Origin of the sequence: Streptomyces sp. NPDC052114 (assembly GCF_040680155.1) — a bacterium.
Lineage (GTDB): Bacteria > Actinomycetota > Actinomycetes > Streptomycetales > Streptomycetaceae > Streptomyces.
The window spans coordinates 892317-905374 of sequence record NZ_JBFAWC010000001.1; the positions used below are offsets into that span (position 1 = coordinate 892317).

A 13058-nucleotide genomic window follows, 5' to 3' on the forward strand; every position below is an offset into this window, starting at 1 on the left:
CGATCCCGCCCGGACGGCCACGAAGCACATCCGGGCGAGCGCCCACGAGGAACGCGCCGGGCACACCGGGCGCTGACGGGGCCCACCGGCACACAGGAAAGGCGAGGCGCATGGCGAGGACCGTGTCCGTGTTCACGCTCGGCGGCACCATCTCCGCCCGGGGCGGCGGCGGTTCGGCCCGGCTGAGCGGCGCCGAGGTCCTCGCGGACACCGGCGCGCTCCCGCCCGGGGTCGAGGCGGAGGTCCACGACGTCCGCAGGCTGCCCAGCTCCTCGCTGACCGTCGAGGACGTGGCCGACCTCGCCGAGCGCGTCGACGCGGCGAGCGCCGCGGGCCACGGCGTCGTCGTGGTCCAGGGCACCGACACCCTGGAGGAGACCGCCTTCCTGCTCGACCTCGCCCGCACGCCCCGCACCCCCGTCGTGGTGACCGGGGCGATGCGCCGCCCCGACCTGCCGGGCGCCGACGGTCCGGCGAACCTCGCCGCCGCCCTCGCGGTGGCCGCGGACCCCGGCTGCGCGGACCTCGGCGTCCTCGTGGTCCTCGCCGACGAGATCCACGCGGCACGGCACGTGCGCAAGACGCACACCACGTCCGTCGCGACGTTCGCCTCGCCCGGCGCGGGGCCGCTCGGCAGGGTCGTCGAGGGCCGGGCGCGGATCGCGCTCCGCCCGGCCGCGCCCACCGTCGCCCGCCCGCTGAGCCTGCGCGGACCCGCCCGGGTCGCCCTGGTCACGCTCGCGCTCGGCGACCGCGGCGAACTCCTCGACGCCGTCGACGCGCGCTTCGGCGGCCTGGTCGTCACGGCCTTCGGCGCGGGCCACGTCCCGACCTGGCTGGTCGAACCCCTGGCCGCGCTCGCCGCCCGCATCCCGGTCGTCCTGGCCTCCCGCACGGGCGCGGGCCCGCTGCTCGCCGAGACCTACAAGGGCCCCGGCTCCGAGTACGACATGCTCGGGCGCGGCCTGCTCCCCGCGGGCGACCTGGACGCGCCGAAGGCCAGGCTCCTGCTGCACGCGCTCCTCGCGGACGGCGCAGGCCACGCCCAAGTGGCCGACGCCTTCGGCCGGTTGGCCGCCCGCTAGCCGATCTGCTCCGGGGTGACCGTCAGCCAGCGCTTGTCGGCGGTCACCTTCTGGCCCAGCTCGCGCTGCCGCTCGGCGTTCTTCTTCTTCATCCCGTCGAGCTGCTTCATGTACGAGTCCTTGCGGTTGACCCAGACGCGTACACCGCCGTGCTCCACGTCGGCCGAGTGGAACAGCATCGGGCCGTCGCTGACCGGGGTGTCACCGGCCGCGAGGATCGGCTTCTTCCACTCGTCGATGTAGGTGTTGATCGCCGCGGGCTTGCCCTCGTACCAGGTCAGCGGCGCCCACAGGTTCGGCGTCAGCTCGCGCCCGGCGAGCTTCTCGCGGTCCTTCTCGCCGAAGCGGCCCTCGGCGATCTCCTTGCGGGAGCTGGTCACCTCACCGGTCCTGCGGTCCTTCAGCTGCATGGAGACGCCGATGACGTTCTCGGGCTTCACGCCGTAGCCGTACTTCGGATCGGCGAGCACCATGCGCACCAGGTCCTCGCTGGCCGCGCTGACCACGTACACCTCGATGCCGTGCGCCTGCAGCGTCTTGTAGAGCTGCTGCATGCCGCGCGAGAACTCCGGCGCCTTCACCTCGGTCTTGGTGAGCTTCCCGTCCTCGTAGTACTCGGCCGGGATCGGCTTCTTGTACGCGAGGAGCTCGTCGACGTACCCCTTGAGCTCCTTCAGCGTGAAGCCGGAGAAGATCTGCGCGGCCCACGGGTAGCAGACCTGGTCGTCGATCTCGCACAGCCGGTTGTAGTAGCTGTACAGGCTCTCCTTGTGCGTGGCCGTGTCCTTGAACGGGATCGTCTTCAGGGACGGGTCCATCGTCTTGCGGGTCAGGACGCCCTTCATCTCCAGGAAGGGCAGCAGCGACTCCTCCAGGTCGTTGCGGTACGTCGTGTTGTCCGCGTCGAAGACGGCGTACGCGCCCTTGTGGTCGTTCTTCGCGATGACCTTGCCGAGCTTCTTCGCGACGGGCTTCGGCCAGTGCGACAGCTCACGGGCGGTGGCCGCCGAGGTGTCGGCGGCGCTCGCCTCGCCGGTCGGCCACAGCGCGCCGCCCGCGAGGACCGCGCCGGCCAGCGCGCCCGTCGCGCCGATGACGGCCAGCTTGCTCTTTGCCCGTACTGCCATGTCTCTACGTCCCTGCCGTTCCTGGAAGCGATGCGCGGCCCCGTCCGGAGCGGCGCGCCATGCTATGAGGCGGCGCGGTCATTTCCCATGATCGAAGTCACCGTGCACAGGGGGCATGGGGCAGGTGAACAGGGGTAGTCGTGGGGGACGCCGGGACGGCTCCCGGCCGAAGCCGGGGTGGCCCCTGGCCGACGCCGGGCGGCTGCCGTCGGGGTGCCGCCGGGCCGCCCGGAGCCCCGCGCGTCCGGAGAGCCGCGCCCGCCCGGGAGGCCTCGCGCATACTGGGAGCCATGGGCAGCCAGGAGTTCGTCCGGGCCGTTCCCCGGCTCGACGGCATGGTCGTCTCCGCGGTCGGCTACCGCACCACGGGGATGCGGCCCACCCTGCACCGGGGCCTGCCCTCGCCGTATCTGACCGTGATCTTCTCGCTGGACGGGCCCATCGCCACCGGTGCCACCCCCGGCCAGGCCACCGGCGCGGACGCGGTGCGCACCGACATCGTCCTGGGCGGCCTGCACCAGAGCCCCGCCTACGTCGCCCAGCCCGAGCACGAGGCCGGCATCCAGCTCGCCGTGCACCCCCTGGCGGCCCGCGCGCTCCTCGGCCTGCCCGCCGCCGAGCTGGCGGGGCAGCTCGTCACCGCCGGTACGGACGTCCTCGGCGACCGCGCCGCCGAGATCCGCGAGCGGCTCTGCGCGCTGGAGCGCTGGGCGGACCGCTTCGCCCTCCTCGCCGCGTATCTGCGCCACCGCGCCGCCGCCGACCGGGCCGCCGCACCCGTGCGCCCCGAGGTCGCCGAGGCCTGGGCCTGGCTGGCCAGGCACCGCGGCGCGGGCACCCTGGACGGCCTGGCCCGGCACGTCGCGCTGAGCGAGCGCCGGCTGACCGCGCTCTTCCGCGCCGAGACCGGGCTCGGCCCCAAGCAGGCGGCCCGCCTGATGCGCTTCCAGCACGCCAAGGCCGCCGTGGTCCGCGCCGCCGCGGCGGACACCCCGCGCGACCTCGCCCGGATCGCGGCCGACTCCGGGTACTACGACCACTCCCATCTCGTACGCGACTTCCAGCAGTACACGGGCGCGAGCCCCACCCGCTGGCTGGCCGAGGAGTGCCGGAATATCCAAGCCGGGGCGCACGGCACGGACGAAGACTGAGAGCCATGAACACCACACCCGACACCACGCACGGAACCACCCACGACGCCACGGCCGACACCACGTCCGACGCCACGGCCGGCCGACGGCTGCACACGCCGGCCCCCGCGATCTGGCCCGGCGTCCAGGCGCGCGACGCCCTCGCCCTGATCGACTTCCTCGTCGGCACCGTCGGCTTCCTGCGCACCGCCGTCTACGAGGACGGCGGCCGCGTCGCCCACGCCCAGCTCGACTGGCCCGAGGGCGGCGGCATCATGCTCGGCTCGTACGACCCGGCCACGGCCTCCGGCACCTGCGGAACGCCGGGCACCACCGGGGCGTACATCGTCACCGACGAGGTCGACGCCCTGTACGCCCGGCTCGTCGCGGCGGGCGTCGAGATCACGGGCGAGATCGAGGACAAGCCGTACGGAAGCCGTGAGTTCGCCATCGCCGATCCGGAGGGAAACCGCTGGTCGTTCGGCACCTACCGCGGCGAGCCGAGGCCCCTTCCGGCCGCCTGAGGCCGCGCAGGCCCCCGACCGGCAGCGTGATAACTTGCGCAAGCCAGTCAAACCCACACCTGGGCCAGGGAATCCGGTGGAAGTCCGGAACTGACGCGCAGCGGTGAGGGGGACGGGCGGGGCCACGGCCACTGGGCGTCCTCGGACGCCCGGGAAGGCGCCCCGTCCGGCCGATCCCGAGTCCGAAGACCTGCTGGCGCCTCCGCTCGCGCACCGGGCGACGGGGGTCGTGACGCAGGCCAGGCTCCGCGTATGAGCCGTGAGACTCAAGGGATCGTGTGTCCTCCACAGCCCGTACCCGTACCCGTATACGTACCCGTGTACGTCTGTCCGCCCTGCTGTGCGCGGGGGCGTTCGCGCTGACCGCGTGCGGCGGCTCCACGGACGGCTCCTCGTCGAAGTCCGCGGGCGACCGCGCCGACGGCTACCCCGTCACGGTCACCTCCTGCGGAAAGAAGGCCGAGGTCAAGGCGCCGCCGCAGCGGGCCGTCTCCCTCGACCAGGGGTCCACGGAGATCCTGCTCTCCCTCGGTCTCGCCGACCGCATGGTGGGCACCGGCACCTGGACCGACCCCGTCCTGAAGAACCTGGCGAAGGACAACGCGAAGGTGGAGCGGCTCTCCGACCGCTACCCGGCGCTGGAGAAGGTCCTCTCCAAGGAGCCCGACTTCGTCAGCGCGTCCTTCCTCTACACGGTCGGCAAGGGCGGCGTCGCCGACCGCGCCAAGTTCACCGAACTCGGCGTGCCCGTCTACGTCTCGCCCACCGACTGCGCGGGCAAGGACAACGACGGCGGCGGCGACGGCAAGCGCGTGAAGACCCTCACCATGGACACGGTCTACGGCGAGGTGCGCGACCTGGCGAAGGTGTTCGGCGTCGAGAGGCGCGGCGAGCGGCTGATCGCCGACATGAAGGGCCGGATCACCAGGGCCACCAAGGACATCGACGCCTCCGACGCGAGGCTCCTGTACTGGTTCGCCAACTCCGACGCCCCGTACATGGCGGGCTGCTGCGGCGCCCCCGGCATCATCACCCGCGAGCTCGGCGCGAAGAACGTCTTCGACGACACCCGTGACGAGTGGCCCCAGATCAACTGGGAGACCGTCGCCGACCGCGACCCCGACGTCCTCGTCATCGGCGACCTCACGCGCAAGTCGCAGTCGGCGGAGAGCGCCGCCGCGAAGATCAAGTTCCTGGAGACCAACCCGGCGACCAAGAACCTGACCGCGGTGAAGAAGAAGCGGTACGTCCTGCTCAGCGGCCAGGCCATGAACCCCACGGTCCGCACGGTGGACGGCATCGAACAAGTGGCGGCGGGCCTGAAGAAGTTCGGCCTCACCAAGTGACGGAGCGCGTCCGCGAGCCTGCGGGGAAGACCGGCCGCGAGGCCGTCGCGGGGCCCCTCGGCGAGCCTGCCGGGGAGGCCGTCCCCGGGACCGCCCCGGCGATGGACGACGCCCCGGCGGCGGTCGGCCCGGCGGTGGTCGGCCCGCGTGGGGCGTTCGTGCGGCAGGTGTCGTGCTGGGCCGCAGGCGGCCTCGCGCTCGTGCTGTCCATCGCCGTCGCCGTCACCATCGGGCCCGCGGACATCTCCGTCCCCGACGTCTGGTCGGCCGTCGCCGCCCACCTCGGCTGGGGCGAGGCCCGGCTCACGCCGATCCGGGACGGCATCGTCTGGAACCTGCGGATGCCCCGCACCCTGCTCGCCGCCGTCTGCGGCGCCGGGCTCGCGGTCTGCGGGGCGGTCATGCAGTCCCTGCTGCGCAATCCGCTCGCCGACCCGTTCGTGCTCGGGGTCTCCTCGGGGGCGTCCACCGGCGCGGTCGCGGTCGTCGTCCTCGGCGTCGGCGGGGGAGTGGTGTCGGTCTCCGCGGGCGCCTTCGTCGGCGCGCTCTTCTCCTTCGCCCTGGTGCTGCTCCTGAGCCACACCCTGGGCGGCACCACCGACCGGGTCGTCCTCTCCGGCGTCGCGGCCATGCAGCTCTTCTCCGCGCTGACCTCGTTCGTCATCCTCACCGCGGGCGACGCGGAGACCACCCGCGGCGTGCTGTTCTGGCTGCTCGGCTCGCTCAGCGGGGTCGGCTGGACGGACGTGTGGCTGTGCGGCGCGGTCCTCGCCGCGGCGCTGGTGATCTGTCTGTCCCACGCCCGCACGCTCGACGCGTTCGCCTTCGGCCCGGAGGCGGCGGCGACCCTGGGCGTCCGCGTGGCCCGCACCCGGCTCGTGCTGCTCTGCGCGACGGCGCTCCTGACCGCGGCCCTGGTCAGCTCGGCGGGCGCCATCGGCTTCGTCGGCCTGGTCCTGCCGCACGCGGCCCGCGCGTTCGTCGGCTCCGGCCACGCACGGCTGCTCCCCGTCACCGCGCTCGCCGGCGCGGTCTTCCTGGTCTGGGTGGACACGCTGGCCCGCACGGTCCTCGACCCGCAGGAGGTCCCGGTGGGCGTGGTGACCTCGCTCATCGGCGTACCGGCGTTCGTGGCGGTGCTCTACCGGACGAGGAGGGCGGCATGACGCACGAGGCGACCGACACGCACTCCGCCACGGACCCGGCTGCGGCCACCGCCACGGGCCCGGCTGCGGCCACCGCCACGGACCCCGCTGCGGCCACCGCCGCCGGGCTGCGCGCCGACCGCGTCGCCCGGGAGGCGGGCGGGCGGCTCGTCGTGGACGGTGTCAGCCTCGCCCCGCCCGCCGGTGCCACGGTCGGCCTCCTCGGCCCCAACGGCTCCGGCAAGTCCACGCTCCTGCGCATCCTCGCGGGCGTCCTCGCCCCGGCCTCCGGAGTGGTCACGCTGGACGGCCGCCCGCTGTCCGACACGGGCCGCCGCACGGTGGCGCGCCGCATCGCCGTGGTGGAGCAACACGCGGCGACACAGGTCGAGTTGACCGTACGCGATGTCGTACGCCTGGGCCGCATCCCGCACCGCCGGGCGTGGTCGGCGCCCTCGGCCCACGACGAGCGGGCCGTGCGCGAGGCGTTGGAGCGCACCGGTCTGACCGGCCGCGCCGCCCAGTCCTGGCACACGCTCTCCGGCGGCGAGCGCCAGCGCGTGCAGATCGCCCGCGCCCTCGCCCAGGAGCCGCGCGAGCTCCTCCTGGACGAACCCACCAACCACCTGGACATCCAGCACCAGCTGGACCTCCTGTCCCTGGTGGCCGACCTCCCCGTCACCAGCGTGATCGCGCTGCACGACCTCAACCTCGCGGCGATGTTCTGCGACCACCTCCTGGTCCTGAAGGAGGGTGCGGCGTACGCGGCCGGCACCCCCGCCGAAGTGATCACCGAACAGCTCATCGCGGAGGTGTACGGGGTGCGGGCGGTGGTGACCCCGGGGGTGGGGGAGGACGGCGGGCCCGAGGGGGGACGGCCCTCGGTGCGCTTTCTGCGGGGGTGAGTGCGGAGCGGCATACGGAGAGATCAATTCCGGTGCCGACTGCACTACTTTGGGGCCCTGGGCTTCGCGATGCCCGGCCCTCTGGAGGCAGGCGCGACGGGCGGCTCCGGCGCCCCACGAGAGAAAGGCGCAGCACAATGATCGTGATCGCGCACCTCAGCGACCCTCACATCGACACCGACGACGGCGGGCGCAGCGTCGCACGGGCCCAGGCCGTCATGGACTACGTGAACGGCCTCCCGTACGACCTGGACGCCGTCGTCGTCACCGGCGACATCGCCGACCACGCCGCGCCCGCCGAGTACGAGACGGCCCGCAAGGTGCTGGAGTCCCGGCACCCGACGCTGATCTGTCCCGGCAACCACGACGGGCGCGCCGCGTTCCGCGAGCACCTCCTGGGCGAACCGGCGGGTACGGCGCCGGTCGACCGGTCGTACGTCACCGATCGCGTCGTCCTGGCGCTGTGCGACACCTCCGTCCCCGGCGAGGACCACGGCCGCCTGACGGACGAGACGCTGACGTGGCTGTCGGGCCTCCTCGCCGACACCCCGCCGGACCGCCCCGTCCTCATCGGCTTCCACCACCCGCCGGTCCCGCTGAACACCCCCCACGTGGACCCCATCCGCCAGTTCGACGAGCACCGCCTGGCCGATCTGGTGGCACGCCACCCGAACGTGACCGCGTTCCTGGCCGGCCACGCCCACACCCCCGCGGCGACGACCTTCGCGGGCAGGCCCCTCCTGGTCGCCCCGGGCGTCGTCTCCACCCTCCGCCTCCCCTGGGAGCACCAGAACGACCCGTCCCACCACGTCCACCGCGACCTGCCCCCGGCGCTCGCGTTCCACGTCCTGGACGACGGGGGCCGCCTGACCACGCACTACCGCCCGGTGCCGGTGACTTCCTCCTGACCCTCCCGGTCCCGGGGCAGCCGCCGCCCCGGGACTCCGGATCAGAGCCCTCACCCCTCCCTCACCCGGGCAAACGCACGTTGTCCCACTTGCTGTTGGGCTCTTCACGCACCCCCACCTGCACCAGCGGTCCCACGCGCTGCCCGGCGCAGCCGTCGCTCTCCGCGCGCGAGCACGCCAGCCGGTACTGCGGCCCCCAGACGCCGTCCCCGTTCCACTTCACCAGCTCCGCGCCGCACTTGGGACACGGGTCATAGGGTCCGCCGGGCACCTTGCGCACGGGGTGGCGGAAGACGCGCGGTTCGGTGAGGACCACCGAGAGCCGGGAGGCCTCGATGTCCTCGTGGGGCAGGGCGAGACCGTAGTGCTCGCTCATGATCCGGTAGACGTCGGCCTCGTCCGGTATGAACAGCTCGCACTCGTCCGGGTCGTCCGGGTGGTCCGGATCTTGGAGGACCTTCCCGAGCCCCGCCTCGGCGACCAGCCGCCGGGTGAGGGGATGGTCCGCGTCGCCCTCACCGACCTCGCCCTCGTAGTACGACCAGTCGGGTCTGCCGTCGACGACCGCGCCGACGCTGGGCGGGTCCATGCCGTTGTCGCTGATCTCGACGCCCGTGACGGTGGACCACATGTGCCGGACGCGGTCGTGCCGGTACCACGCGGTCGGCCCCCCGGCCCGCTCGACGGCGAAGGCCCAGCCGGTCCCCGTCTCGCCGACGAGCGCGTGGGCCGGCAGCGGCCCGACCCCGCGCGCACTCTCCTGAACCTGCCGGAACACCTCCGGCACCAGGACGGAACCGTGCTCGGGCGCGATCATCCACGCCAACTCGCGGCTGCTGACCCCGCGTACGAAGGTAAGGACCCCGCCCTCACCGATCAGCCGGGACACCCACCCGATGTCATGATCACTCATGTAGTGCACCGAAATGGCCTTGTGGTAAAGAGAGTTGAAACGGCTCTTCAGCCAACCTTGTTGCCGACCTCACGGTAGAGATGTTGCCCCCGTCCGGGGATTTCGCCGACGGGCCGCGCGGCGATGGCGAACGGGCGGCCGGCGTCGTCCAGCGTGTAGTGGGTGACCTTTCCCGAGCGGCTCTTGAGCGTCACTTCGATGGTGAAGCGGTACTCGACGTCGGCGGGGCCTGTCGCGGTGACGCCGAAAAAGAGTGCATCCGCGGCCGGGCCACGGGCGGATTCCTGGTAGTACGTCACGGGCTCTCCGGTGAAAACCGGCAGATCGGAGGAAGCGGAGGGATCGGAGTCGCCCTGGGCGGCCCGGTCGATCAGGACGGTTGCTCCTTCCCTCGACGTGTTCATCTGCAGGTCCCAGTCGTCGGGATAACAGGCGTAGCCCATCGGCTCGGCGTCGAGGCGCCTCGGCCTCTCCACGTGGAGCGAGATGTCCGTGACGGTTTCGGCGTCCATGTTCGGGGACTTGTCGGCGAACAGCACGGCGTACGTGGCGTGGGCTGCCGGACGGGCGTCGGCGGCCATGAGGGAACGTTCCAGGCGTTCACAGACGGCCCCCGGGACGTCCAGGTCTGCGGTGATCCGCGCGAGGCCACGAACCTTCCGGTTCGTCACCGCCCACATTTCCTGATTACGACCGGAGAACAGTCGTGTCCCGCTCACAGAGAGACCGTTCGTGGCGCGGGCGTCAGCGCCTGCGCCGCCGTCGCCGCGCGCGAGGGCGAGGTCCGGCGCTCCGTATCTCTGCGCGCCGTCGTCGGCGGGCGTCCCGATCCTGGCCACGGGAGAGGCGATGGTGAAGGGCCGCCCGGCGTCGTCGATCCGTACGCTGCGTGCCGCGCCGTCCTCCAGCACCTCCAGTTCGATCCACCACTCGCAGGAGCAGCCCAGGGTCCGGGCGTCCACGATTCCCCCGGTGGTGCCGCCCGGACGCACATAGCGGCTCAGCCGCACGTCCCGTGGGGCATCGAGGCTCAATTCCCCCCATTCGTTCAGGTTCCGGCCGACCGTCCGGTCGACGGCCCCCACGCACTCCACGTCCTGTCCCTGAGGCGCGGGGACGGTCCGTCCCTTGACGATGCGCAGTGAACGCACCACTACGGGGGAGTCGTCGGGCGCGGACAAGGTGAACGCCGCGCTGGCCGTGCCCCGCGGGACGGCGGACCGGGCGGTGGCCCAGCCGTACAGCGCAGCGCAGCGCCCTGAGCCGAGCGCCCGCGCGGGTACGGCCGTGCTCGAGGGGACGGTGGCGGACCACGTACTGGACCAAGCGTTCCCCATGATCGCCTTGCCTGCCGCCTTGCTGCGCGCCCTCGTGGTGCGGGACTGGGCGGAAGGGGTGAGGGCGGAGGGGGCGACTGAATCCGGCGCGGGGCTCCGGGATGTCGTGTCGCGCGAGTCCTGCATCGCCAGGACGGTCACCGCTCCCGCCAGCAGGGCGGTGGTGAGAAGGAATGCGAGCAGAAAAATCCGACGGGTCGTCATCGGTTCTTCTTCCAACTGGTCGTCGCGTTGTCGCAGTGGTACTTGGCCCGCGCGTCGCCCTCGGCCGGGGCCAGCATGAAGGGCTTGCCGGATTGGTCGACGACGATGCGGCCCTTGTCCGTGCCTTGCTGGTAGTTGACGTCGAGCACGTAGGACGCGGTGGTCTTGCCGGCCACGACCAGGATGTCGAAGATCGCGGGCTCGTCCTGCTTCGCCAACTGCATCTGCTGCGTCGGGTACTGGCCGACGAGGGCCTTCCCGTCGTACTCCTGGGCGGCTCCGGTCGGGCTGCTGAGGTCGATGCGTACGCGCGTGATGTCGATCCCGCCCTGCGGTCCGCCGCAGGAGAGCAACGAGCCTTCCGGCACCGGCTCTTCGGCGGTGACGCGGGCCCGTACGCCGGTGATGGAGACGGGCACCTTCGTGAAGTTCATCAGGGTCAGCCGGATCCGCACCGCGCCGGCGTAGACCCCGCCGCCTTCGACCAGCCCGTCGAGGGCCGCGTCGCCGTCCGGGTAGTTCCGTTCCAGCTTCCCGGTGTCGACGGGGCCCTTCAGCCTGACCGCCTTGTTGTCCCGGGTCAGATCCCACCAGACTTCCGACTCGGCGTGCACCCCCCTGCCGACGGGCACCGGCGAACGGCTGCTGCTCCACACGTCGAAGTACGTCGTGACGAAACTGGCGAGCACGGTGCTCAGGACGATGCCGAGCGCGGCGGCGAAGACCGTCTTCACGCGGCTCCGGGTGGTGGGAGCCGGTTCATCGGGGGCGGTGCTGGTGGTTGAGCCGTTGCCGCTGGAGGAGGGTTCGTCGGTGGGCGCAGCCGGAGGTGTGGGAGCAGCGGGATCAGTCGTTGCCGCAGGATCAAGATCAGCCGAGGAGGCGGAGCCGGCAGCGGCGGGAACGGTGGACGTGGGCTCAGTGGTCGTCGGCTCGGTGTCCGGGGTGCTGTCGGGCGCCGGTAAGTTGCCCGGCCTCATGGCTTCTCTGTCAGGGGTGGCAGACACACGGTTCTCCGTCCGAGATAACGGGAGGATCGAGCCGTACGGTGCGGGATTCCCTCACTTTGACACGTGCACGGCAACACTACGAGGAGTTTTATCCTCCACGTCGTCGATCTCTCGCGCCGCGGCGTCGGCGTCACGGTGGCCTGTCCGGTGCGGACCCGTCGCCGAGGTCACCCGGAAGGCTGACAACCCCCGGACCGACGGGCTTGGGGGCTCAAAGTGGAGCGGGTGACGGGAATCGAACTCGCGCTCTCATCTTGAGAAGCGACGGCGCTTGGATGGGCTCCATGGCTTTGGCCAGCACAGATACCTGGACCTTGGGTGGTCGTGTGGGCCGGGTTGCGCTGCTGTTGACCGCTGCTCCCTCTTAGAGGTGGATTTTGCTGGTCAGCCCGCCGCAGGAGCGTCCGAGGCCGTGGTCGGCCGCCTCGACGAAGATCCCGCCGGGCGGCTCCTTCTGGAGCCCCCTTTCACGGCGCCGGCGGCGTGCTGATGGGCCCGGCAGACGGTGGAGTCGACGTTCACCTCCCAGGTGATCAGGTCCTTCGCATCCGCCTCAGCCTGGAGCTAGGACAGGACCCTCGCCCAGGTCCCGTCCCGCTGCCAGCGCCGGAACAGGCCAAAGACCCGGTCCCACGGCCCATAGCGCTCGGGCGCATCCCGTCAGGAAGTACCGGTCCGGGTCCGCCACCGTATGCCGTCTATCAACTGCCGCCGCGTCCACACTCGCGGCCGGCCCGGCTTGATGCCCTGCGGCAACAACGGTTCGATCCGGGCCCACTGGCCGTTCGTCAGATCCCCACTCCCTACAGAAAGTGATCGTCTACGACCAAGATCCACTTTCGCAACAGGCCCTAGACGACCCGTTCCGTCGAGTTCAGGGCCGTTGCCCAGTCCCGCACTGCCGTCAGATGCTCGGGCAACAGGCCGATGCAGGGGTCGGGCTGAACCAACAAGGTTGGAAGCCCACGAGCGACGCGTTCGGTCGCCCAGGCGTGGTCGAGGTCGGTGAAGTCGTCGTCGATCCACGCGGTCGGCGCGTCGCCGAGCCATGCATCGACGTGATCGCGCTTCCAGAGGTAGCCGTTGGGGTGGCTGGTGGTGATATTGGGACGGGGCAGGTCGACGTACGGGAAGGTAGGGAGCCCGAGAAGAGGACCGATCAGCGTGGTGGCGTCGCGGCGCCAGCTGGTGCACCACATTGGGCCGACCAGCCTCGTGCGGATGAGGTGGGTGAGCATCGGTCCGTGTGCCGGGTTCAGCCACACCGGGACGGGCGCGTCCGGTGGGCGACCAGCAGGCACGACGTCGTAGCGGACGTGGCTGGACGGAGTGGCTCCGTCCGCCTGCGGAAACGGTATGAGGACACCGTCGATGTCGATCAGCAGGTAGGGCAGGCGCATGGGGTCCTCCGGCTCAGGCGAGGT

General features: G+C 71.8%; 12 protein-coding genes, 1 pseudogene and 1 riboswitch. Of the genes and pseudogenes, 7 read left to right on the plus strand and 6 right to left on the minus strand.

Going from position 1 to position 13058, the window contains the following annotated elements:
• The first annotated feature begins 110 nt into the window (after positions 1-110).
• The gene (locus AB0L89_RS03780) at positions 111-1085 is read left to right on the plus strand and encodes an asparaginase (protein ID WP_365133647.1); all 975 of its coding nucleotides are present in this window, start codon (positions 111-113) and stop codon (positions 1083-1085) included.
• On the opposite strand, the gene AB0L89_RS03785 is transcribed toward AB0L89_RS03780, so the two are convergent.
• Positions 1082-2212 (minus strand): HAD family hydrolase, encoded by a 1131-nt coding sequence (locus tag AB0L89_RS03785; protein ID WP_365133650.1) that lies wholly within the window; start codon positions 2210-2212, stop codon positions 1082-1084. The genes AB0L89_RS03780 and AB0L89_RS03785 overlap by 4 nt on opposite strands.
• A 290-nt stretch (positions 2213-2502) precedes the next feature.
• On the opposite strand from AB0L89_RS03785, the gene AB0L89_RS03790 reads away from it, so the two are divergent.
• The 6 genes from AB0L89_RS03790 (at position 2503) to AB0L89_RS03815 (ending at position 8170) form a co-directional block, all read left to right on the plus strand.
• Positions 2503-3363: a helix-turn-helix domain-containing protein gene (locus AB0L89_RS03790; RefSeq protein ID WP_365133653.1), complete on the plus strand. Its 861-nt coding sequence runs from the start codon at positions 2503-2505 to the stop codon at positions 3361-3363.
• 5 nt (positions 3364-3368) lie between these two features.
• A complete protein-coding gene (locus AB0L89_RS03795) occupies positions 3369-3866 on the plus strand; it encodes a VOC family protein (protein ID WP_365133655.1) in 498 nt (165 codons plus the stop codon).
• A 27-nt stretch (positions 3867-3893) separates the two neighbouring features.
• A riboswitch (cobalamin riboswitch) is annotated at positions 3894-4079 on the plus strand.
• A 65-nt stretch (positions 4080-4144) separates the two neighbouring features.
• Positions 4145-5212, plus strand: a complete 1068-nt coding sequence (locus tag AB0L89_RS03800) for an ABC transporter substrate-binding protein (protein ID WP_365133657.1) — start codon at positions 4145-4147, stop codon at positions 5210-5212.
• Positions 5209-6378 (plus strand): iron chelate uptake ABC transporter family permease subunit, encoded by a 1170-nt coding sequence (locus AB0L89_RS03805; protein WP_365133660.1) that lies wholly within the window; start codon positions 5209-5211, stop codon positions 6376-6378. Before AB0L89_RS03800 ends, AB0L89_RS03805 begins: the two co-directional genes overlap by 4 nt.
• Complete coding sequence (locus tag AB0L89_RS03810; RefSeq protein WP_365133663.1) at positions 6375-7262, plus strand: ABC transporter ATP-binding protein; 888 nt, start codon at positions 6375-6377, stop codon at positions 7260-7262. Before AB0L89_RS03805 ends, AB0L89_RS03810 begins: the two co-directional genes overlap by 4 nt.
• A gap of 137 nt (positions 7263-7399) precedes the next feature.
• A complete protein-coding gene (locus tag AB0L89_RS03815) occupies positions 7400-8170 on the plus strand; it encodes a metallophosphoesterase (protein ID WP_365133666.1) in 771 nt (256 codons plus the stop codon).
• 61 nt (positions 8171-8231) lie between these two features.
• On the opposite strand, the gene AB0L89_RS03820 is transcribed toward AB0L89_RS03815, so the two are convergent.
• The 5 genes and pseudogenes from AB0L89_RS03820 to AB0L89_RS03840 all read right to left on the minus strand — a co-directional run bounded on the left by AB0L89_RS03820 (position 8232) and on the right by AB0L89_RS03840 (position 13034).
• A complete protein-coding gene (locus tag AB0L89_RS03820; RefSeq protein ID WP_365133669.1) occupies positions 8232-9083 on the minus strand; it encodes a hypothetical protein in 852 nt (283 codons plus the stop codon).
• Positions 9084-9130: 47 nt separating this feature from the next.
• The gene (locus tag AB0L89_RS03825) at positions 9131-10168 is read right to left on the minus strand and encodes a hypothetical protein (RefSeq protein ID WP_365133672.1); all 1038 of its coding nucleotides are present in this window, start codon (positions 10166-10168) and stop codon (positions 9131-9133) included.
• A 452-nt stretch (positions 10169-10620) separates the two neighbouring features.
• On the minus strand, positions 10621-11358 hold the full coding sequence (locus AB0L89_RS03830; protein ID WP_365133675.1) for a hypothetical protein: 738 nt from the start codon (positions 11356-11358) through the stop codon (positions 10621-10623).
• Between the two features lie 840 nt (positions 11359-12198).
• A pseudogene (locus AB0L89_RS03835) lies at positions 12199-12471 on the minus strand (transposase).
• A gap of 14 nt (positions 12472-12485) precedes the next feature.
• Entirely contained in the window at positions 12486-13034 is a 549-nt protein-coding gene (locus tag AB0L89_RS03840) for a hypothetical protein (RefSeq protein WP_365133678.1), read from the minus strand.
• Between the last annotated feature and the right edge of the window lie 24 nt (positions 13035-13058).

What these genes read in the sequence shown, in the direction of transcription:
- AB0L89_RS03815 (WP_365133666.1), top strand. Translation starts at nt 7,400, where the DNA reads ATGATCGTGATCGCGCACCTCAGCGACCCTCACATCGACACCGACGAC.
- AB0L89_RS03840 (WP_365133678.1), bottom strand. Translation starts at nt 13,034, where the DNA reads ATGCGCCTGCCCTACCTGCTGATCGACATCGACGGTGTCCTCATACCG.
- AB0L89_RS03790 (WP_365133653.1), top strand. Translation starts at nt 2,503, where the DNA reads ATGGGCAGCCAGGAGTTCGTCCGGGCCGTTCCCCGGCTCGACGGCATG.
- AB0L89_RS03780 (WP_365133647.1), top strand. Translation starts at nt 111, where the DNA reads ATGGCGAGGACCGTGTCCGTGTTCACGCTCGGCGGCACCATCTCCGCC.
- AB0L89_RS03785 (WP_365133650.1), bottom strand. Translation starts at nt 2,212, where the DNA reads ATGGCAGTACGGGCAAAGAGCAAGCTGGCCGTCATCGGCGCGACGGGC.
- AB0L89_RS03810 (WP_365133663.1), top strand. Translation starts at nt 6,375, where the DNA reads ATGACGCACGAGGCGACCGACACGCACTCCGCCACGGACCCGGCTGCG.
- AB0L89_RS03795 (WP_365133655.1), top strand. Translation starts at nt 3,369, where the DNA reads ATGAACACCACACCCGACACCACGCACGGAACCACCCACGACGCCACG.
- AB0L89_RS03820 (WP_365133669.1), bottom strand. Translation starts at nt 9,083, where the DNA reads ATGAGTGATCATGACATCGGGTGGGTGTCCCGGCTGATCGGTGAGGGC.